Origin of the sequence: Veillonella sp. S13053-19 (assembly GCF_002959835.1) — a bacterium.
Classification (GTDB): domain Bacteria; phylum Bacillota; class Negativicutes; order Veillonellales; family Veillonellaceae; genus Veillonella; species Veillonella rogosae.
Map to the genome: position 1 here is coordinate 137,889 of NZ_PPDA01000008.1, position 17,695 is coordinate 155,583.

General features: G+C 35.1%; 21 protein-coding genes. 19 read left to right on the plus strand and 2 right to left on the minus strand.

Features of this window, described 5'->3' with window-relative positions; genetic code table 11:
• Window positions 1-12: 12 nt before the first annotated feature.
• The 15 genes from VEHSUH06_RS04080 to VEHSUH06_RS04150 all read left to right on the plus strand — a co-directional run bounded on the left by VEHSUH06_RS04080 (window position 13) and on the right by VEHSUH06_RS04150 (window position 11,571).
• Window positions 13-492: a pyridoxamine 5'-phosphate oxidase family protein gene (locus VEHSUH06_RS04080; RefSeq protein WP_105097868.1), complete on the plus strand. Its 480-nt coding sequence runs from the start codon at window positions 13-15 to the stop codon at window positions 490-492.
• A gap of 65 nt (window positions 493-557) precedes the next feature.
• Window positions 558-1,127 (plus strand): helix-turn-helix domain-containing protein, encoded by a 570-nt coding sequence (locus VEHSUH06_RS04085; protein WP_233187877.1) that lies wholly within the window; start codon window positions 558-560, stop codon window positions 1,125-1,127.
• Window positions 1,128-1,150: 23 nt separating this feature from the next.
• Window positions 1,151-1,945 (plus strand): IS3 family transposase, encoded by a 795-nt coding sequence (locus tag VEHSUH06_RS04090; protein ID WP_158251713.1) that lies wholly within the window; start codon window positions 1,151-1,153, stop codon window positions 1,943-1,945.
• A 131-nt stretch (window positions 1,946-2,076) separates the two neighbouring features.
• Complete coding sequence (locus tag VEHSUH06_RS04095) at window positions 2,077-3,138, plus strand: ankyrin repeat domain-containing protein (RefSeq protein ID WP_105097871.1); 1,062 nt, start codon at window positions 2,077-2,079, stop codon at window positions 3,136-3,138.
• A gap of 28 nt (window positions 3,139-3,166) precedes the next feature.
• The gene (locus tag VEHSUH06_RS04100) at window positions 3,167-3,586 is read left to right on the plus strand and encodes a bacteriocin (protein WP_105097872.1); all 420 of its coding nucleotides are present in this window, start codon (window positions 3,167-3,169) and stop codon (window positions 3,584-3,586) included.
• The gene (locus VEHSUH06_RS04105) at window positions 3,579-3,938 is read left to right on the plus strand and encodes a hypothetical protein (protein ID WP_105097873.1); all 360 of its coding nucleotides are present in this window, start codon (window positions 3,579-3,581) and stop codon (window positions 3,936-3,938) included. The genes VEHSUH06_RS04100 and VEHSUH06_RS04105 overlap by 8 nt, the downstream gene beginning before the upstream one ends.
• A 47-nt stretch (window positions 3,939-3,985) precedes the next feature.
• A complete protein-coding gene (locus tag VEHSUH06_RS04110; protein WP_105097874.1) occupies window positions 3,986-4,444 on the plus strand; it encodes a glycosyl transferase family 4 in 459 nt (152 codons plus the stop codon).
• Between the two features lie 41 nt (window positions 4,445-4,485).
• Window positions 4,486-6,000 carry an SMI1/KNR4 family protein gene (locus VEHSUH06_RS04115; protein WP_105097875.1) on the plus strand — a complete coding sequence of 505 codons (1,515 nt, stop codon included), beginning with the start codon at window positions 4,486-4,488 and terminating at the stop codon, window positions 5,998-6,000.
• Between the two features lie 211 nt (window positions 6,001-6,211).
• On the plus strand, window positions 6,212-6,790 hold the full coding sequence (locus VEHSUH06_RS04120; protein WP_105089059.1) for a hypothetical protein: 579 nt from the start codon (window positions 6,212-6,214) through the stop codon (window positions 6,788-6,790).
• A gap of 126 nt (window positions 6,791-6,916) precedes the next feature.
• Window positions 6,917-7,939, plus strand: coding sequence for a DMP19 family protein (locus VEHSUH06_RS04125; RefSeq protein WP_105097876.1), 1,023 nt, complete (start codon window positions 6,917-6,919; stop codon window positions 7,937-7,939).
• Between the two features lie 100 nt (window positions 7,940-8,039).
• Entirely contained in the window at window positions 8,040-8,525 is a 486-nt protein-coding gene (locus VEHSUH06_RS04130; protein ID WP_105085472.1) for a prolyl-tRNA synthetase associated domain-containing protein, read from the plus strand.
• 21 nt (window positions 8,526-8,546) lie between these two features.
• Complete coding sequence (locus VEHSUH06_RS04135) at window positions 8,547-9,314, plus strand: putative quinol monooxygenase (RefSeq protein WP_105097877.1); 768 nt, start codon at window positions 8,547-8,549, stop codon at window positions 9,312-9,314.
• Window positions 9,315-9,543: 229 nt separating this feature from the next.
• Window positions 9,544-10,005, plus strand: a complete 462-nt coding sequence (tnpA, locus tag VEHSUH06_RS04140) for an IS200/IS605 family transposase (protein ID WP_005380067.1) — start codon at window positions 9,544-9,546, stop codon at window positions 10,003-10,005.
• 186 nt (window positions 10,006-10,191) lie between these two features.
• Window positions 10,192-10,971, plus strand: a complete 780-nt coding sequence (locus VEHSUH06_RS04145; RefSeq protein ID WP_105097878.1) for a protein-ADP-ribose hydrolase — start codon at window positions 10,192-10,194, stop codon at window positions 10,969-10,971.
• Window positions 10,972-11,073: 102 nt separating this feature from the next.
• Window positions 11,074-11,571 (plus strand): methylated-DNA--[protein]-cysteine S-methyltransferase, encoded by a 498-nt coding sequence (locus VEHSUH06_RS04150; RefSeq protein ID WP_105097879.1) that lies wholly within the window; start codon window positions 11,074-11,076, stop codon window positions 11,569-11,571.
• Between the two features lie 114 nt (window positions 11,572-11,685).
• Here the strand turns inward: VEHSUH06_RS04150 and VEHSUH06_RS04155 are convergent, their stop codons facing one another.
• Window positions 11,686-12,351: a fumarylacetoacetate hydrolase family protein gene (locus VEHSUH06_RS04155; RefSeq protein WP_105097880.1), complete on the minus strand. Its 666-nt coding sequence runs from the start codon at window positions 12,349-12,351 to the stop codon at window positions 11,686-11,688.
• A 158-nt stretch (window positions 12,352-12,509) separates the two neighbouring features.
• Between VEHSUH06_RS04155 and VEHSUH06_RS04160 the strand changes: the two genes are divergently transcribed.
• Together VEHSUH06_RS04160 and VEHSUH06_RS04165 are read left to right on the plus strand one after the other, a co-directional pair.
• Window positions 12,510-13,733 (plus strand): hypothetical protein, encoded by a 1,224-nt coding sequence (locus VEHSUH06_RS04160; RefSeq protein ID WP_105097881.1) that lies wholly within the window; start codon window positions 12,510-12,512, stop codon window positions 13,731-13,733.
• A gap of 149 nt (window positions 13,734-13,882) precedes the next feature.
• A complete protein-coding gene (locus VEHSUH06_RS04165) occupies window positions 13,883-14,905 on the plus strand; it encodes a branched-chain amino acid aminotransferase (RefSeq protein ID WP_105097882.1) in 1,023 nt (340 codons plus the stop codon).
• A 128-nt stretch (window positions 14,906-15,033) separates the two neighbouring features.
• Here VEHSUH06_RS04165 and VEHSUH06_RS04170 read toward each other — a convergent pair whose 3' ends face one another.
• The gene (locus VEHSUH06_RS04170; RefSeq protein ID WP_009372134.1) at window positions 15,034-15,426 is read right to left on the minus strand and encodes a thioesterase family protein; all 393 of its coding nucleotides are present in this window, start codon (window positions 15,424-15,426) and stop codon (window positions 15,034-15,036) included.
• A gap of 163 nt (window positions 15,427-15,589) precedes the next feature.
• Here VEHSUH06_RS04170 and VEHSUH06_RS04175 point away from each other — a divergent pair, with 163 nt between their 5' ends.
• Window positions 15,590-16,327: a TVP38/TMEM64 family protein gene (locus VEHSUH06_RS04175; protein WP_105097883.1), complete on the plus strand. Its 738-nt coding sequence runs from the start codon at window positions 15,590-15,592 to the stop codon at window positions 16,325-16,327.
• 56 nt (window positions 16,328-16,383) lie between these two features.
• Window positions 16,384-17,577 carry a PLP-dependent aminotransferase family protein gene (locus VEHSUH06_RS04180; RefSeq protein ID WP_105097884.1) on the plus strand — a complete coding sequence of 398 codons (1,194 nt, stop codon included), beginning with the start codon at window positions 16,384-16,386 and terminating at the stop codon, window positions 17,575-17,577.
• The last annotated feature ends 118 nt before the right edge of the window (window positions 17,578-17,695 follow it).

Consider the following 17,695-nt stretch of genomic DNA (forward strand, 5'->3'; position numbering starts at 1 on the left):
AAGACTAGATATATGTTTAAACCAGTTCGCAAAAAGATAAATGAAATAGACCATAGCGCTGCAGAAGCTTTATTACAATCTAATCGTCGAGGTATTCTAGCCATGAATAGCGATAATGGTTACCCTTATGCTATTCCTATTAATTATTTTTATGATTGTGATAAGAAGAAAATTTATTTTCATGGAGCTAAAGCTGGTCATAAAGTAGATGCATTGAAAACTTTAGATAAGGTATGTTTTACCGTATATGGTAATGAGCGAATTGATGAATCTGAATCTTGGGCGCCGTATGTACAAAGTGTAGTTGTATTTGGAAAATGTCGTTTATTAGAAGCCGGCCCCGAATCTATAGATCGATTAAAAGAATTTGCTATGAAGTATTATCCTGATGAAACTTTAGCTGATGAACAAATTGCTCGTAATGGGCGAGCAACACAAATGTTTGAAATTACCATTGAACATATGAGTGGTAAACAAGTACAAGAAAAATAATAATTAAGCCCTTCGTATATGATATGTACCCCCTTTACTGGACAACCGGTAAAGGGGGTATTTTCATGAGATATAGTTATGAATTTAAAAGAAAAGCAATTGAATTATTCTACCAAGGTGAATGGCCCAAGACACCTAACGGTGTGAGGACAGATACATTTCATAGACTAATAAGAGACTGGGTTAAATTAGAACAGCTTCATGGCTCGGCCATTAATAAAAGTCGAGGGGCTAATAAGTATTGGTCTCCAGAAGAAAAATATGAGTTAGTATGCCAAGTTCTTTCCGGTCAAGGTTTAAGAGCAGTAGCTATTGTAGCGGGCATTAATTCTGGACAACTGTATCAATGGGTTCATAAATACAAAACTTTGGGATACAATGGTCTTATCAATAAATCTAAAGGGCGACCATTAAAGGATTCCAAAATGAAACTACCAAAGAATACTTCACCTCGAACACTGAATGAGAGTGAATATGAAGAACTAATTCGCTTACGTGCTGAAATTGCGTATATTAAAGCTGAAAATGAAGTCATAAAAAAAGAGATCGCCTTGAGAGAAGAAAAAGAAGCTGCGCGACTCAAGGCGAAAAAGCAGCGATTATCAAAACGCTCCGCTAGCAAGGATATCAACTAAAACATCTTTTGAAAGCTATGCCAATGTCCAAATCTACTTATTATTTTGAACTTACTAAAGTAGATCTTGTAGATAAAAGAAATACAAAGCTAAAAGATGAAATTCAAAAGATTTTTACAGAACATAAAGGTCGGTATGGTGTGCGGCGTGTATACCAAGAGCTTCTTAATCGAGGTTTTGTAGTCAATCATAAACGAGTGCAAAGGCTTATGCATAATATGGGACTCGCAGGAAAGCGGCCGAAGGAAAAGTATCACTCTTACAAAGGGAAAGTCGGTAAAGTAGCAGAAAATATCGTCAATAGAGATTTTAGTACAACTGCACCATTACAAAAATGGACTACTGATGTGTCTCAATTTAATTTCTCGTGGGGCAAATGCTATTTATCGCCTATTTTAGATATGAATACGAATGAGATTGTTGCGTATGACTTAGCATTAAGGCCTAACTTAAAACAGATTTCTCGTATGTTAGAGAAAGCCTTTAAGAAGTTTACTAATCTTTCGGGATTAATCTTCCACTCTGATCAAGGATGGCAATACCAACATAGCTATTTTAGGCAAGCACTTAAAGAACATGGCATTATTCAGTCTATGTCTAGAAAAGGAAATTGTTATGATAACTCTGTGATGGAAACCTTTTTTGGTAGATTGAAAACAGAAATATATTATGGATTTGAAACAGAATATTCATCATTTAATGCTTTTGCAGTAGCGATAGAAGAATATATTAACTATTACAACAATAGAAGGATTCAGAAAAAAACAAAATGGATGCCCCCTGTAAAATACAGGGAAGCATCCATGTGTTTAGGCTAGTAAATAATATGTGTCCAGGAAAATGGGTACATATCAATATGCGAAGGGCTTTTACTATACACTCATACTTATAAATGTAATATAATGTAATTAGTGATAATCATTTTAAAAATATGGTTCTTTGGAGAGACATGATGCAGTTAAAAGATTTAGGTACATTTGAATCTGTACCTCACATCGTAACAGATATTGTAACAGGAAATATTAGGGCGTTAGAAAATGCATTAGCCAATGGTTGGGATATTAATCAACCTATAGAAATTGATGAATATAGTGAGCATGCACCTTTAGAATTAGCTCTTGTTATGTGTTGCTTGCCAAGTATTCATTGGTTAGTAGAGCATGGTGCTAATCTTAATGATGAAGAAAATCCGAGTTTCTTATTAGCTGTACGGTATGGTAATAAAGAGATTATAGACTATGTTGTGACTCATGGTGCTAATGTTCATGCTTTGAACCGTGTGAAAGTAGATGCTTTTCAAGCTGCTTTATATGGCAAGAAATATGAGAACCTACAAATTATTCATGACTTAGGCCATACAGTACAGAAATATGGCGGTAAAGCTTTCAGAAATGCCATAACAGAGAACAATTATGAGGTCCTAGATTTCTTTATCCATAATGGTGTAGATATTAATTACAATAAGCCTGATTCTGTATATCCTTTTAAGCCAACCCCACTATGTGTAGCTGCTCGGTACGTAGATTTACAGATGTGTAAATACTTGGTAGAACATGGTGCGGATGTAACTATCACGGAAAAGGATGGTATGCGTCCTTATAGCATTGCCATTGAAAAGGGCGATATGAAAATGGCGGAGTATTTTAAAACGTTAGAGCCTGAAGAGTTCCATGATAAACAGAATAAAATGGATCAATTAAAACCCTTTAAATTACCAAAGGCGTTAGTATCATTTTTAGAGGAAGATAATCTCTACTTTGAATTACCAGACTCTGATTTTATATCTGTTGAGTTTTTACCTTTACTTGATACAGTTCCATTTAAAGTGGGTCGTCGTAAACTATTACGACTATCTAAAGTTCTAGGCGAGTACAACGATTGGCAAATTGTATGGGATCCTAAGTCTAAAAAGATTAGTTGTTATGATACCGAGCATCAAGAGCTGCGAGAACTTTGTAAGTTTGATGAGTTCATGACAGATATGTCAGGTCAATTAGAAACCTTATTCTAATGTATATTGTAAAGTTGAGGAGATACATATGGCAGATGCAGTTGAGAAAACTTATACAGACTGGTCAATTGATGTAGGTGACTATAAGTATGAAGGGATTACTTTGAATGAGGTTGAGCAAAATCTCTATGCTATTGAGGATCAAGAGCAAGATTTTGTAGTTATCTCACCATCAAAGGCAATTCCCATAGATAATAAAATGTATAATTTCGTACAAGTTTGTAGTGATGAAGATACGGATTTATTACATATAGAGCTTAGTGTAACTAATGATGGCGAGCAAGGTGCGATAATATACGGTAAAAATGAGCTGGGCCCTCAAGAGGCATTACAGATAATAAAAGATTTTATTGCACATCATAAGGTACCATCATTAGATGATTGGGAAGTTGTACTAGATTTAAGACCAAAGATGGAAAGCTATGTAAAGGGTATAAACGATGACTAATCCTGTAATATATGATGATCAGTTAAGGCAATATACCATATCCTACGGAGGAATACAGTTTTGCTGGGATGAGAAACCAACAGATGCTAATTTAGATACGGCAAAGCTATTAGCTGCTAATTACCATAAAAATATAGATACAATTGTAACTTTCATCTATAACGAAATACGAGATTGGTATGGTGATGTAACTATTGATGAAGTGAAAAGACGGATTGGTACGCCTATTATTGAACCAGAACGAGATGCTGTAACCTATTGCGAGCAAACCTTTGATGATACACATATCTTTTCTTTTACATTTTGGGATGATGAATTCAAAGATTTACATTATTTTGCCATAGATGGATGATATATTTTTCATAATTTTGCTAGTATGACTAATGTGTGGAGTCTATTATGTTATATACACCGAATAACATTTTGTATAAGTATATTCGCTATCGATTTAGACGGATTCAGATTCAGTGCAATATGTTATATGATATAGCACCAGAGGAAGAAGATGAGATTTGTCGTAATCTATTAAAAAAGCGAGCGAAGATATTAATTCCAGTTGGCATAGTATATTTTTTGCTTTTTGGGGTTATCTTCGCTTGGCTGGTAGGAACAAGTGAGGACTTAAATCCGTTAATGCAATGGGAATTAAGAGTGATAGATTATGTTATACCCATTTTAAATACCATAGATATTAAGTGGTATGCATATTCCCTAGACTTATTGCGAGTAGCAGTTATTTTAGCCCCTATAGCGATTATAAATGCATCTCCTTATATTATAGTTTCCTATATGGTAGATACTATTTTGATACGACGTGAGGTAAAAGTTTTAATCAAAACTTATTCTATGAATGAGTAATTAAAAAATTAGATTATAACGGTTTAAACTAGGAGAGTATTATGAGTAATCTAAAAGACTTTGATTGGACCGGATTTTGGAATGATGTTGATTATGCATTTGAATCCTATATAGGTAAACCTGTTACCGAAGAGGATATTAAGGATGCTGAAGCTGAGCTAGGCTATACATTGCCTGCAGCCTATATTGAGCTACTTAAAAACCATAATGGTGGTGCAGTAAAGAAAAATTGTTTTATTAACGATGATGGCGATTGTGTATATGTAACAGGTATATATGGTATTGATAGAGGTAAAAAATACTCTCTACTTGGTGAATTTGGCAATGAGTTTTGGATCTCTAAATGGGAATATCCTCCTATTGGTGTTGTTGTAGCCGATACGATTTCTGGTGGTCATGATATGATTTTCCTCGATTATCGTGACTGTGGTCCTACCGGTGAGCCTAAGGTTGTACGAGTAGATCAAGAAGGTGATTACTCAATTACTCTCTTAGCAGATAGCTTTGCTGACTTTATTAAGAACTTATATATTAGTATAGAAGAAATTAAGGATGAAGAGTTTCAAGAATTAAGTGATGCGGATAAGGTTAAGCTCCTTAATGAACAAGAGGACTTAGACATCGATCGTGCTATGGAGCTATTAACTAACATAGGCATCGATAATTTATCTCCTATACTATTAAGCACCTTAGGACGTATGTATAATAATAAGGGCCGCGCAGCAGAGGCTATCGAGTTGTTTGAACGAATAGATGAGGCACATCGTGATTGGTCTTGGTATTATCGCTGTGGCTATGCTCATGCGATGTTAGCTATTGGTGAAAGCTACGAATCTGAACATGTACAGAAGGCATTACAGTTAATAGAGACAGCCATGAAAATGACTAAAGAGGCTCATTTAGATAAACAGCTGGGCTGGTGTTGTGAAGTTGTAAAATACCTATTAACTCAAATCAAGCCAAAAGAGTACAAGGGGGACTATCCTGTCATATTTGAAACCATTAAGAATGTCTTTGATAATAGAAATAGTAAAAAGACTACAGAAGATAACCATATTGAAGACGCTAATGAATACGAAGAGGATAACTATCCTACATATGATGTAGTACATTGGGTATTTAATAAGCAAACATATAGCAGAGAAGCGTTTTCCAAAGAATATAATGAAAATGTAAAGAAATATCTAGATGATGATGAAGCAGATGACGACGATAGATTAGAAGAACCTGAAATTCTAGTAACCTATGAAGCTTGGATTGAAAGTGAAGACCAACTTTTTGATAATGAACGTGTTACAGACGAAGAATTGCTGGAAGAAGATAAAGAAGATGGCATGTGGCAGGTAGAAATTATGGCTCATCTTGTAGCGGATAATGGTACATATTTTACTAGAGAAGAATTGCTCTTTAAATTGCACAATTTGATGGCCAATAAAGAATTAGGCGATCATGTATTCTTTGAAGGCATCGAATACGAAGGCCATGAATGTGAAGGTTACGGACTTATAGATAATGAAGATGGCATACCTGTATTCTATATTTGCTGTGGTAGTTGATTAATAGAGAAATAATATATTAGCCCTTCGCTTATGCGAAGGGCTTTTACTATACACGGAAATTTATAACAGTAATAAATTAGATTAAATTATTATAATTTTGTGCTTTGGGCTACGTTATTTCATATGAGATTAGTTTACAATATTGAGGAATATATTATGAATAATGAAATCAAAGCATTGTTTAAATGACTACAAGGAGGATTATCTTATGATTTTTAATGCCATAAAAAACCTGTTTAACAAGGATGAGAATGCAGAGCAGATTGAATATCTTGGTACTGATAAAGATGGTAATAAAATATATGAAGGTTACTATCATGAGTTTAAGGGAATTCCTTGGGTTTTTAATAAAACTACTTATACTAGAGAAGAGTTTCTTAAGGCGTTTTATGAATGCTTAGAAGAGCATAACGTTAATCGTGATAATTTACCGCCATTAGTAGAGCCTGAAATTCTTGTGAGCTACGAAGCTTGGATTGAAAGTAAAAGTCAGCTTCACCCTAATGAATACTTATACGAAGACGATGAATTAGAAGAATACGATAAAGAAGACGGTATGTGGCAAGTTGAAATCTATGCTCGCCTTAAAGCAGATAATGGACAGTACTTTACTACTGAAGAGCTTCTTTTCAAGCTACATAATTTAATGGCCAATAAAGAGCTCGGTGATCATGTGTTCTTTGAAAATCTAGCCTATGATGACCACGAATTCGATGGTGACGATATCGATGAAATCGACGATGACGATGAAGGTACTCCTGTATTTGTCGTATGGCTTGGTAGCTAGTTAAATAGCTGTTTTTGTCATTAACTATTATTTTAAAATCTGTAACCCATAGTTTTGTGTTGTTTGTTATAATTATCTTAAGATGATTTCATATACATATTTGTGCTATGAGGGGACGTGTATTGTATGTCTTTAAGTGTTGAACAGTTTTTATCTTTGCCTGATGCTGAACAGTTACAAACTATTAAAGATCTTAATGATAGTGGAAACGTAAAAACTATTATTGATGTGTTAACTAGTGTGGGCATAGAAAATTTATCTATACCTCTGTTAGGTGAGCTTGGTAGAGCTTATAACAATAATGGCAATGAAAAAGAGGCAATTAAGGTATTAGAGTCTATTGATGAAGCGCATCGTGATGCAGTTTGGTATTATCGTTGTGCCTATGCGTATGGAGCTATTGTTTTAGATAATAATGAAGCATACACATCGGATACTATGCAGCAGATGCTAAGGTTAGTAGATCGGGGTGTACGGTTAGCTACGGAATCGGAACTAGATGATATAAAATCGTATTGTTTTGAAGTCATGGATATGTGCTATATGCAAATGGACTTTGAAAAATGTGAAGCTGATTATCCTGATTTATGTGCTGCCTATAATGAGTATGTAGCAGCTAAAAAGAAGAAAAGAGAAGGTGTACCTCGTCATCGTACTATCACTGTTGAAGAGATACAAGCTACAGACGATATGTGGACCATTAATGAGCCAATGTACTGGACTATCAATATATATGGCTCATATGATGATTATTTAGAATCTGCAAAACCTTTTACTGTAGAGCAACGCTATCTCAATGCTATATCCTGGTACTTCGCAGAGGTTAATAATGGTGGACATCATCAGTTCTTCTATAACTCTACAGGCATTGTATGGGAGGATGCTCTAGCTGGTTTACGCCTCTTTAAGATGGATACATTAGCAGATAATTTACAATCTGTAATCGATTATTTTGGTGGGTCCATTCCATTTGATAGGGAAGAACGATGGACCATTTTGAAAGACTGGGAAAATGAAGAGGAGTTGTTCGATTTCCTCGATAAAAAAGATGATGTAGTCTATGAATATGATGGAATCTATGAAGACACATTCGTACATGAACATCCTGAATTATTTGTATTTGATGGTACCTATAAAGTTCCAGAATAAATTTGGTGGGATAATTAGATTATATAGTTAGGTTATATAATAGTAATATGACTATAAATATTACTTTCACCAAGCGTAAACTATATATTAGAGGTATTACATGTTAGATAAACAAGGCGTATATGATTGCTTACGTGACCATCATATCGATTTTGAAATTACGGATCACGCACCGTTATTTAGTATGGATGATAAGCCCAATGTAGAGTTGCCATATCCTGAGTGGGATGCAAAGAATTTATTCATTCGAGATCATAAACGGGAACATTATTATTTGATTACCGTTCGTGGTTCTAAACGTGTGGATCTAAAACAGTTCCGTAAGGATCATAAACTTAAAAAGATTTCCTTTGGTTCCGAAGAAGAACTATGGGATATTTTGAAGATTAAACCAGGTCACGTATCTCCATTCTGCTTGCTTCACGATGAAGAACGAAAGGTACATTACTATATTGATGCGGATTATAAAGATAATCTAATTGGTATACATCCTAATCAAAATGATGCTACTGTATGGCTACAGGGAAAAGACTTAGTTAACTTAATTGAAGAACATGGTACAATAGTAGAATATATTACATTGTAATTTAGTCGAATCGGAGCATGTATGAATAGTAAATTATTAAAACATATTCTTGTAACATCTGTTATAGCAGTATTAGGTGTAAGCACATCCTTTGCAGCTCTCGTTATGGAACGTGATGAAGGTGTAGACACAGCACCTAGTGTAGGCATGTATCGCTATCAAGTTCCTACAGAGTTACAGGGCACATATAACAGTGCAGGTGTTGCCAATCTAACAGCATCTATGGAGAAAGAACCTAATACATTATCTATGAATGTAGCACATGTAAAAGGTAATCCATCTGAGTCTTATGTAGTAGAGGTTTATAAAGATTTAGCCGCTATTGAAACACATCGCAAATCCGATCATTATCAAGCCTTTGTTAATGAAGTAGGTTCTAAATTAACAAATCGTAAAATGTATGACGTACAGTCTGTACTATTGTTTGAGAAAAAAGATGCTTTATCTATTGTCAATGATGGTAAAGCAGTAGTGACTTTGACAGAGTTTACTGTTAATAGCAATGATATCGACACAGTACAACGTCAATACCAACTCGATATTGAACGGGCCGTACGCGATGATGCGGGTTATAAGGCTGGTTATGTGCTTCGTGAAAGAAATGTAAAAAATCATTGGTATGTTATCCAAATTTATAGTGATCAAGAGGCCTTAACAAAACATTTAAATAGTCCTGGTTATCGATTCATGATGAGCCAAATCCAAGGTAGTCTACAAAATGTTACCACAAAGGTTTTAGATGGGGATGTCCTCGTCAACCATGGGGGTCAAGCATTTGTAAGACCTTAAAACTGAATATAATATAGTATAATATAATCACAGTAAAGTTACTGCTAGCATATACATATGTGCTAGCAGTTTTTTGTTATTGTCTTTAGACTGGTTCGCGACGTAGTCGCGAATCATAAAACCACCCGCTATGCGGGTGCGGCAACGAAAGTTATACAAAAAAATCACCTTGCTTAAGTATAATGTAGGTGTTCAAGCCGCATTATATACAAAAGAAAGGTGATTTTATATGGCAACAAAGACACAGAGCCTTGCGCACACAAAATGGTTATGCAAATACCACATAGTATTTACACCTAAGTATAGACGTAAAGTTATATATAATCAATACAGAAATAGTTTACGTGAAATACTGAGACGTTTATGTGAATATAAGGGCGTCAAGATTATAGAGGGGGAGCTTATGGCAGATCATGTGCATATGCTAGTGTTAATTCCACCTAAAATATCAGTTTCATCTTTTATGGGATATTTAAAGGGTAAAAGTGCGCTAATGATGTTCGATAAACACGCAAACTTAAAGTATAAATTTGGAAATAGACACTTTTGGTCCGAGGGATATTATGTAAGTACGGTAGGATTAAATGAAGCTACCGTAAAAAAATATATACGTGAGCAAGAGTTACATGACCAAATGAAAGATAAACTTAGTGTAAAAGAATATGAGGACCCTTTTAAGGGTAGCAAGTAATACATATCCCCTTTAAGGGGACCGTTACGAGTCAATGGCTATGCGGCTTGAACGTAGTGAAAGCCAGCGCCTTTAGACGCTGGCCTAGTACTACGGGCTTATAGCCCGTGAGCAAACCACCCGTTTTACGGGTGGTTCTGATTATATATTAGGTGAACGTATAGTCTATAAAAAAAGGAGTTACATATGACACAGCAAGAACGGTTACGCTATTTGGTTGAAGGCTTAGTAGCAGAATACAATGAGCGGCATAACGAACATATAGATATCCCTATAAATGAAGAAGAGCAATTTACTCTCTTTAGATCTTTATGTAATATTCGTCCTGCTGGTGGAATGCCTCTTGAATGGATGAAGATAGAGTCTGAATATTTAAATATATTGGCCCATGAAAAGGGAATCGTAACGATTAGTGATATGGAAGAGCGAGAGCCTCAGATTTATTTGTGGCAAGGAGATATTACTCGATTATCTGTAGATGCTATTGTAAATGCAGCCAATAATAAATTACTCGGATGTTTTGCTCCAAATCATAAGTGTATCGATAATGAAATCCATACCTTTGCTGGTATAGAGCTTCGCATGGAATGTGCTAGAATGACTGAGTATATGGAAATGCCTGAAAAAACGGGTGTGGCTCGTATGACCTATGGGTATAATTTGCCCGCAAAGCATGTAATTCATACGGTGGGTCCTATTATTTATGAAAGTGTAACAGATAAGGAAAGAATTGAATTAGCTTCTTGCTATCAATCCTGTTTAAAGTTAGCTAATGCTTATAAATTACGCTCCATTGCATTCTGTTGTATTTCTACTGGTGAATTTAGATTCCCTAATGAAGAAGCAGCACAGATTGCCATAGATGCGGTACGAACATATTTAAAAGAAACAAATAGTAAAATACAAGTGGTATTTAATGTATTTAAGGATATAGATTATGACATCTACAACAAATTATTGGGATAAATAATATACTCCTTTTGGAATTCATAAAAATACTGTATCATTTAATAATGACATACAAAAGGTTATGAATGAATTGTTAGTTTAAGAAGGAGATAATGTACTATGAATTATAAATACACCTATGAAAGCCCATTAGGAACTATGATTATGCTTGGTACATTATCATACTTAACAGATTTGTTTTTTATCGATGAAGATTATGCACCAAGTTATGATGATGCGGAATATATCGAACAACTAACAGGCCCTTTTGAAGTGACTAAAATGTGGCTAGATCAATACTTTACTGGTAAGAAGCCTTTTATTATTCCGCCAATTAAACTAGAAGGCACGGAATTCCGTAAATCTGTATGGTCTGTGTTACAAACAATCCCTTATGGAGTAACTACCACCTATGGTGATATTGGCAAAGAGATTGCTAAGAGCAAAGGAAAAGATACGATGTCTGCCCAAGCAGTAGGAGGTGCCGTAGGTCATAATCCTATTTCGATTATTATTCCTTGTCATCGTGTTATAGGTAGTAATGGTAAATTAACTGGCTATGCTGGCGGTATTGAACGAAAGAAATATATGCTTAATCTTGAAGCGAAACATAAATAGTACATATTAGATTGTAAAATCATATTTAAATAGACTCATAGAAAAAGAAGAAAGAGATTACTCATGATGGATAGACACATCATAGGTAATCTCTTTTGGTATATATAGGTGGGACTATTTAAATTGATTTACTAAGGTACCAATGCCACTAATCGATATAGATACGGTATCTCCTGATTTTAACCAACCATATCGTTTTTCATTTTTACCAAGTACAACACCACTAGGTGTACCTGTAAAGATAATATCACCCTCTTGTAGTGTAATATACTGGGATACAAATTCGATAATCGCGTCCGGTTTAAACATCATTTGTTGTAATTTGGCTTGTTGACGTATTTCACCATTGACTGTTGTAGTAATAGTGGCATTGTCAAAATCAAAATTATCTGGAGAAACAATAGTAGGACCGATAGGGGCAAAGTTATCTAGTGATTTGCCGAGAATCCATTGAGAGCCTCTAAATTGTAAGACTCGAGCAGAAACATCATTTCCAATGGTATAGCCTAATATATGGTCTCTGGCCTGTTCACGAGATATATTTTTACCAGCCTTACCAATGACGATAACTAGTTCTCCTTCGTAATCATAATGAAGGTTTTTATCTTGAATGGGAACTATATCTTGATGTGACGCTAATGCATTAGATGTTTTCATAAAGATTTCTGGAAAATCATGTGTAGCAAGACTAGTTTCCTCTATATGGTCTGCATAGTTTAAACCGATACAGATAATGTTTTTGGGATTAGTAATTAGGGTACGGTTAGTAGATTCTTTCATGAGAGATACCTCCTTAAGAGATAAGATACATATATGGTAAGTTAATTATAGTATAAATCGGTATGTAAAGAATATTTTTGACGAAATAATTATATAGAGGCATTTTTGTCACATCCTGTTTGTTATATTTAAACAAAGTAATAAAAGGAGGAGTTCCTATGTATATGCATAGAAATGTGACAGATAAATTTATAGGTACCGTAGTATCTTGTGACATTATAAGTACGGGTAGCTGGTATGGTGATTTACCAGATGGCGTTCCAAGCGAAGTAAAATTAAATCGTAAAGATTACTGTATTGGAGAGATACAACATATTTCTATTAAGGAAGCTATTAGTGTTACCTATGGCATTAAATGGGAGCATATCTCGAAACCTGTAGAGGGGAAAATAGAATCCTTAACTACTAAGGAGTACTCAATTGACGAATCAAAAAAACAATGTCTATTAGAGCTTATGGGACTTAGATTTTCCGATGATATTGACCTATATGATGAGGATGAGTGTGCTGTCCAAGTGCATCTCATCAACACTGAGGATCAGGAATTTATATATGAATTTCCTTTTGATAATACCCTGAGGGCCATGTCTATACTATTCAGACAAATCCTAGGTATGCCTACATTACTTTTATTTGATGGAAATCGAGAAAAAGATAGAATTCAAGAGATTCATATTGAAGTGCAAAAAAATATGTACCAAGAATATGGTGACGTAAATACATTGAATTTTAATTGGAATGAGCCGTCTATTTCCATTGATTGTAATAGTAAGCAATTTGGTCACTCTAGCCATAGTCATAGCGAGTATGTAGATAATCAAATGATTCATCAATTGAAGCAAGATATTGACTTTCACATTGGCGAAACGCTATATAGTCTAGATTCTTTTAGTCTTAGTAAAAGTCATGACCTTGATAGAGACCCTGCTCGTGGTGGTATAGTAACAGTACGTATTAAATGGGCGCATAAAGAAGATACATTGTTTATAGGGAATATAACTGATCAGTATGTGCCCACTTGGTATAAAAATCTAATTAATTTTATACATGCTCATACAAGAGATAAATCTTTACAAGAGTTTTTACAATCAAATCATATATCTGATAGAAGAATTTATACGTATTGTTCTGTATATATTTTTAAGATAAACCAGGAATTTTATTATCGTACTGATAGAAATGATATATATGAAGGAGATATTGTAAAAGTTCCGTTTGGATCCGATAATGCGGTTCGTACTGGTCGTGTAGAATCTATTTCATATCATACGCGTTACGACGTACCTTATGATTTGAAACGAACTAAATTTATTATAGATAAAGACATAGAGATTATTTATGATATCAATCGTTATAGATATGATAATCCATATGATTTATAAGGCATCAAAATAAGTGGTATTATATATTTTGTACTTAAGTATACTTAACTTATTACATGTTTAATCTCTGTCCTCTATAGAATATGTTGAAATAACTTGCTCATAGTGTTAAGATTATAAGTATATTAATAAGCATGGAGGTTATTGTTATGAGCAAGAATATTGATTGGGATAATCTCGGTTTTGGTTATGTAGAAACCGACTACCGTTATTTGACTACATATAAAGATGGTAAATGGGATGAAGGTGCTTTAATCACTGATTCTAATGTTGTATTAAACGAATGTGCTGGTGTATTCCAATATGCCCAAACTATTTTTGAAGGTTTAAAAGCATATTATACTAAAGACGGACGTATTGTATGTTTCCGTCCAGATCTTAATGCAATTCGTTTAGATGAATCTGCAGAACGTCTTGTAATGCCTAAATTACCTGAAGGTCGCTTTATTGAGGCTGTAAAAGAAGTGGTAAAAGCAAACAAAGACTTTGTTCCTCCATATGGTCACGGTGCAAGCCTTTATGTTCGTCCTTACATGATGGGTACAAATGCTGTTATCGGCGTAAAACCAGCAGATGAATATCAATTCCGTATCTTAACTACACCAGTAGGTCCTTACTTCAAAGGTGGTGCTAAACCGATTAAAATCCGTACTACTGATTTTGACCGTGCCGCTCCACATGGTACTGGTCATATTAAAGCGGGCTTAAACTATGCTATGAGCTTGTACGCTATTACAGACGCCCACAACGAAGGTTACGCAGAAAACATGTACCTTGATGCGGCTACTAGAACTCATGTTGAAGAAACTGGTGGTGCTAACTTTATCTTTATTACAAAAGACGGCAAATTAGTAACACCTAAATCTGATAGTATCTTGCCATCTATTACACGTCGTTCCTTGATGTACGTAGCAGAACATTACCTTGGCATGAAGGTGGAACATCGTCCTGTACACGTAGATGAATTGAAAGATTTTGCAGAAATTGGTCTTTGTGGTACAGCAGCAGTTATCTCTCCTGTAGGTTTGATTCACACTAAAAATGGTGATATCCATGTACCTGCTGGTATGGATGATATGGGGCCTATCACTAAAAAATTATATGACACATTACTCGGCATTCAACACTGTGAAATTGAAGCGCCAGAAGGTTGGATTGTTGAAATTTGCTAATTCTTTTTTGAATTATGTAAATGTGAAAGTAATAAAAACGGCATCTATCGTCTGATAGATGCCGTTATTTATTCCAATAGAGATAGTATTAAACTATTGATTTTGATGGATACATATTCTAGTTTTATTTAGTTAGATTTTGCTCGGCTTGCTACTTTAGCCATAAATTTTTCGTTGTTAATAACGAAGCGTTCATGTGTGCCGTGACCAATGATACCTACGCCATCAGAGGCTTCAATATCAAAGGTGATTTTACGACCTTCTACAGCACTTACCGTCGCTTTCGCTGTTACTATTGCACCAAGGGGAGTAGGAGCCTCATGAGTGATCGATAGGGAGATACCTACAGTGCCTTCTCCTTCTTCTAAATGGGGTTGTACTGCCGCTTGTGCTGCCTCTTCCATAAGAGCACACATAGCTGGTGTAGCAAAGACCTCTAAAGAACCAGATTTCATAGTTTTTGCAATATTAGATTCTGTTACTGTAACAGTTGCTGTAGCTGTTTGACCTGCTGATACCATAATATACCTTCTTTCCGTTAAGAATATTCTTGTTATAATTGTATTATACATCTTTCAATTATTTTTATGCTAATTAGATTGGAATCAAAGGCGGATAACTATATATAACGTGTCTATAGAATACGTGATATAATTAAGCTAGTCTTTTTAATACGAGGTATATATGAGTAAAAGAAATTTAAAGCCTTCTGGTGAGGGTTGGGTACAGTTAATAGCAGGACTAGGTTTTATTGTCCTATTAATTGTCATAAATATAATAGATCCTACATTTTATCCAACCATGTGGCACTTGGCGACAAGTGGTTCTATGGAGGAAATAGCAGAATATATTCAAAGCTTTGGTCCTATGGCTATGGTTGTGAGTATGGTTCTCGATATTTTCGTCAATGCGGTAGGTTTTTTACCATCCATTTTTATTTCTACTGCGAATGGTCTAGTATTTGGCATGTGGCCAGGGATTATCATTTCTTGGCTAGCAGAAACGATTGGCGTAGTCATTAGCTTTTATATTATGCGGTACTTTTTACGTGATACAGCAGATAAGCTTATTGCTAAGAGTACAGTATTGATGAAAGTAGATGATTTTTCCGGTAAAAATGGTTTTGTGGTCATGTTATTTGCCAGATCCTTACCATATTTTCCATCTGGTGTGATCACAGCACTTGGTGCCATTAGTAAAATCAAACCGAGAGACTATATCTTAGCAAATTTAATCGGGAAATTTCCATCTACAGCTCTTGAAGTAGCTATCGGTACAGATATTGTAAATTTCCAAGAGAATATGGGGCGATTAGGAATCATCGTAGTTGTTGCAGGTATTGTATACTTCATTCTTTGGAAAGTATATAAGAACTACATCAATAAGAAAAATGCTGAACAAGAGCACGATCCTAAGGCATAACAATTTCTAATCTTAGTTAAAATTTTGAACTTATTATATATGAAAGAGGCGATAGTATGAGCTTTTCTCTTCCTGAACGGGTTACCTTAAAAGGTCCTAATTTTATTCGTGAAGTATTTGAACGTGGTGTAGGGGTAGAAGGTTTTATCAGCTTTGGTATTGGTAATCCTGCACCTGAAGCCATTCCTGTTGAGGTTATTGAACAGGCTTTTGATGAAGTGGTTCACTCCAATCCTATGAGTCTTTTACAATATGGGCCTATGCAAGGCGATGCCCGACTAGCTGAGCTAACATTGAAGCGTTTAGTAAAAACACATAAGATGAACCCAGAAGGTCAAGGGCTCATTATCTCTAATGGGGCTGGTCAATTATTAGGTCTTGTACCAATTACTGTATTAGAACCAGGCGATGAAGTATATATGGATGAGTTTACTTTCACTAGTGCTATTAATTCTGTACGAAACATGGGTGGTAAAGCATTAGGTATTAAAACAGATGAGCACGGTATGATTCCAAGTGAATTAGAGAAAGCTGCTCAATCTGGCAAGGGAAAATATATTTATCTCATTCCTAACTTCCAAAATCCAACAGGCATTACGATGCCGTTGGAACGCCGTAAAGAAATTTACGCTATTGCATCTAAGTATGATTTGTTTATCTATGAAGATGATCCATATGGTGAAATTCGCTTTGCTGGAGAATACATCCCGACCTTTAAATCTTTTGATTCAGAAGATCGCGTTCTTTATGCAGGTTCTTATTCCAAGACATTATCTGCAGGCTTGCGTGTAGGTTTCTTATTTGGCCCAGCGAAGGTAATAGAAGCTATTCAAGCATTAAAAAATAATACAGCAGGTCAAATGCCATTAGTCACTCAAAAAGTTGTGGCTAAAGTGCTAGATACCATTGACTATGATGAGCATTTAGATAATGTGCGCAAAGTATATAAAATGAAATGCGATGCTTTACTTAACGCTTTTGACAAGTATGCCAGTTCTAAAGTTCATTTAACTAAGCCTACAGGAGGTATGTTTGCATGGATGACTATGCCAGCTGAAGTTAACTGTGATGACTTCTTTGAAGCATGTATGGACCGCAATGTAGGGATTATTAAATGTGGTGCCTTTGCAGCAGATGGTGCAGGGGAAGGCCATGCGTTCCGCTTGAGCTATACGGTGCCAACTGTAGAAGAAATTACAAAGGGCATGGAAATTCTAGGTGCTTTAACTAAAGAATTCTGTGGCGAGTAATATATTGATAATTTTTGATATGACGTGATACAATGTAACAGTAGATACATTGTATTTACCATATAAACAAAAGGTTTTACATATAGATGTGAGGTAGTTCCTCCAAGAAAGTAGGTGT

Excerpts from the sequence above, each read along its gene's own strand:
- VEHSUH06_RS04080 (WP_105097868.1), top strand. The coding sequence starts at position 13 with ATGTTTAAACCAGTTCGCAAAAAGATAAATGAAATAGACCATAGCGCT.
- VEHSUH06_RS04100 (WP_105097872.1), top strand. The coding sequence starts at position 3,167 with ATGGCAGATGCAGTTGAGAAAACTTATACAGACTGGTCAATTGATGTA.
- VEHSUH06_RS04115 (WP_105097875.1), top strand. The coding sequence starts at position 4,486 with ATGAGTAATCTAAAAGACTTTGATTGGACCGGATTTTGGAATGATGTT.
- VEHSUH06_RS04155 (WP_105097880.1), bottom strand. The coding sequence starts at position 12,351 with ATGAAAGAATCTACTAACCGTACCCTAATTACTAATCCCAAAAACATT.
- VEHSUH06_RS04165 (WP_105097882.1), top strand. The coding sequence starts at position 13,883 with ATGAGCAAGAATATTGATTGGGATAATCTCGGTTTTGGTTATGTAGAA.
- VEHSUH06_RS04175 (WP_105097883.1), top strand. The coding sequence starts at position 15,590 with ATGAGTAAAAGAAATTTAAAGCCTTCTGGTGAGGGTTGGGTACAGTTA.
- VEHSUH06_RS04085 (WP_233187877.1), top strand. The coding sequence starts at position 558 with ATGAGATATAGTTATGAATTTAAAAGAAAAGCAATTGAATTATTCTAC.
- VEHSUH06_RS04125 (WP_105097876.1), top strand. The coding sequence starts at position 6,917 with ATGTCTTTAAGTGTTGAACAGTTTTTATCTTTGCCTGATGCTGAACAG.
- VEHSUH06_RS04105 (WP_105097873.1), top strand. The coding sequence starts at position 3,579 with ATGACTAATCCTGTAATATATGATGATCAGTTAAGGCAATATACCATA.
- VEHSUH06_RS04160 (WP_105097881.1), top strand. The coding sequence starts at position 12,510 with ATGTATATGCATAGAAATGTGACAGATAAATTTATAGGTACCGTAGTA.
- VEHSUH06_RS04135 (WP_105097877.1), top strand. The coding sequence starts at position 8,547 with ATGAATAGTAAATTATTAAAACATATTCTTGTAACATCTGTTATAGCA.
- VEHSUH06_RS04130 (WP_105085472.1), top strand. The coding sequence starts at position 8,040 with ATGTTAGATAAACAAGGCGTATATGATTGCTTACGTGACCATCATATC.
- VEHSUH06_RS04150 (WP_105097879.1), top strand. The coding sequence starts at position 11,074 with ATGAATTATAAATACACCTATGAAAGCCCATTAGGAACTATGATTATG.
- VEHSUH06_RS04110 (WP_105097874.1), top strand. The coding sequence starts at position 3,986 with ATGTTATATACACCGAATAACATTTTGTATAAGTATATTCGCTATCGA.
- tnpA (WP_005380067.1), top strand. The coding sequence starts at position 9,544 with ATGGCAACAAAGACACAGAGCCTTGCGCACACAAAATGGTTATGCAAA.
- VEHSUH06_RS04120 (WP_105089059.1), top strand. The coding sequence starts at position 6,212 with ATGATTTTTAATGCCATAAAAAACCTGTTTAACAAGGATGAGAATGCA.
- VEHSUH06_RS04095 (WP_105097871.1), top strand. The coding sequence starts at position 2,077 with ATGATGCAGTTAAAAGATTTAGGTACATTTGAATCTGTACCTCACATC.
- VEHSUH06_RS04145 (WP_105097878.1), top strand. The coding sequence starts at position 10,192 with ATGACACAGCAAGAACGGTTACGCTATTTGGTTGAAGGCTTAGTAGCA.
- VEHSUH06_RS04180 (WP_105097884.1), top strand. The coding sequence starts at position 16,384 with ATGAGCTTTTCTCTTCCTGAACGGGTTACCTTAAAAGGTCCTAATTTT.
- VEHSUH06_RS04170 (WP_009372134.1), bottom strand. The coding sequence starts at position 15,426 with ATGGTATCAGCAGGTCAAACAGCTACAGCAACTGTTACAGTAACAGAA.
- VEHSUH06_RS04090 (WP_158251713.1), top strand. The coding sequence starts at position 1,151 with ATGTCCAAATCTACTTATTATTTTGAACTTACTAAAGTAGATCTTGTA.